Source organism: Alistipes sp. Marseille-P5061 (assembly GCF_900290115.1).
In the GTDB taxonomy this organism is placed as follows: domain Bacteria; phylum Bacteroidota; class Bacteroidia; order Bacteroidales; family Rikenellaceae; genus Alistipes; species Alistipes excrementigallinarum.
In genome coordinates this window covers 1-1,866 of record NZ_LT985753.1, presented here as the reverse complement: position 1 = coordinate 1,866, position 1,866 = coordinate 1, and the positions used below count along the sequence as shown (strand labels likewise).

The 1,866-nt window shown below is 68.1% G+C and carries 2 protein-coding genes; both read right to left on the bottom strand.

Features of this window, described 5'->3' with window-relative positions; all coding sequences use genetic code 11:
* Positions 1 to 506: aminopeptidase P N-terminal domain-containing protein (locus tag C8267_RS10790; protein ID WP_199792104.1), on the bottom strand; the 506-nt coding region annotated here is incomplete at its 3' end.
* Between the two features lie 166 nt (positions 507 to 672).
* The coding region (locus tag C8267_RS10785) for an MFS transporter (protein ID WP_106634603.1) at positions 673 to 1,866 on the bottom strand (1,194 nt) is incomplete at its 5' end.

Here is a 1,866-nt window from a genome sequence, read left to right as displayed (position 1 = left end):
GCGCTCTTCTTCTCGCGCATCTCGGCGACGGCCATCATCAGCTCGACCGACTTGTAGTCGTGCAGCAGTTCGGGCTTGATGCCCAGCAGCGCCGAGAGCTGGAGCTTCGTCTCGCCGCGGTAGGGGGGCAGGTAGTGGACCCTGCGCCCCAGCGCGATGGCCTTGCGCAGCCGCGCCTCGAGCTCGGCCAGCGGATGGGTCTCGGTGATGCCCACGCGGGCGCCCAGCTCGTGCAGCGAGGGCTGCGGGCCGGTCCAGATGATGTCCTCGACCGTGAAGTCGTCGCCGTAGAGCGCCTCGTCGCCCGAGTCGACGTCGATGATGCCGATGAGCGACGGCGTGTTGAGGCCGAAGAAGTAGAGGAACGACGAGTCCTGGCGGAAGTAGTATGCGTTGTTCGGATAGTTGTTCGGCGCGAGGGTGTTGCCCGGGAGCACGATGAGTCCCTGGCCGATTTTCTTGCGCAGCGTCAGACGGCGTGCGGCATAGGTCTTGGCTGAAAACATGGCTATTTGATGATTTATTCGTTGTGCGGGGTTCGGTTGCCCGCGCGGAGCCCGGCGGCTCCGGGGCGAACCCCACAAATGTACTAAAAATCCCGCGAGAATCCGCTGCCGGAGCTCTTTTTTTGCGGCAGCGGCCGCCGGACGGTTTTCGGGTGGGGCGGCTGAGCTACCGCTTTCGCTTGCGGGCGAGCCCTTCGGGGAGCGGCAGACGGATGCGCGAGAAGCTGACGACGGCGCCGGCCAGGGCGAAGCAGGCCGAGAGGAGCAGCGCCGTCTGGGTGCTGTTGCCGGGCACCAGGTGGAAGAGCAGCGCCATGAGCGCCGCGCCGGTGGTCTGCCCCACGAGGCGCGCCGTGGCGAGCATGCCGCTGGCGCTGCCGCTCCGCTGGGGCGGCGCCGAGGCGATGAGGATGCTGTTGTTGGGCGACTGGAAGAGGGCGAAGCCCGCGCCGCAGAGCATCAGCCGCCAGATAATCTCGCCCTGGGGCGGATTGTCGGGCAGGAAGGCGAGCAGCAGCAGTCCGGCGCACATCGCCGTGAGGCCCATGCCGCCGAGCAGCCCGGCGTGGATGCGCTCGACCAGATAGCCCGCCACGGGGGCCACGACCATGATGATGGCGGGCCAGGCGGTCATGAGCAGCCCCGTCTCCACCTCGTCGTAGCCGCAGGCGTGCTGCAGGTAGAAGGGGAGTGCCACCAGGGCGAGCATCTGGGCGATGAACGAGCAGATGGAGGTGAGCACCGAGACCGTGAAGATGGGGATGCGCAGCAGGTCGAAGGGGAGGATGGGGTAGGGCTCGCGCAGCTGCCGGCGGACGAAGAAGAAGCCGATGAGCAGCAGGGCGGCCACGCCGAAGGCAATCAGCCGCGGGTCGAGGCCGTGGGAGAAGCCCTCGATGGAGGCGATGAGCAGTCCGAAGGTGAGGGCGTTGAGCACGCCGTCGCGCCAGTCGAAGCGGTGGTCGCGCACCAGCACGGGGTTCTGGGGCAGGTAGCGGCGGCTCAGCACGAAGGCGGTGACCCCCACCGGGATGTTGACGGCAAAGAGCCACGGCCACGAGGCGACCGAGAGAATCGCGGCGGCGAGCGTCGGACCGGCGACGGCCGAGACGGCGACCACCGTGGCGTTGATGCCCATGCCGCGTCCGAGCTGGGCGCGGGGGTAGATGTTGCGGATGAGGGTGGTGTTGACCGAGGTGACGGCGGCGGCGCCGAAGCCCTGCAGCACGCGCGTCAGGACGAGCGTGGCGAAGGAGTAGGAGCAGGCGCAGCCCACCGAGGCGAGCGTGAAGAGGGCCAGACCGCCGAGGTAGATTTTGCGGTATCCGACCACGTCGCCCAGCGCCGAGAAGGAGAGCAG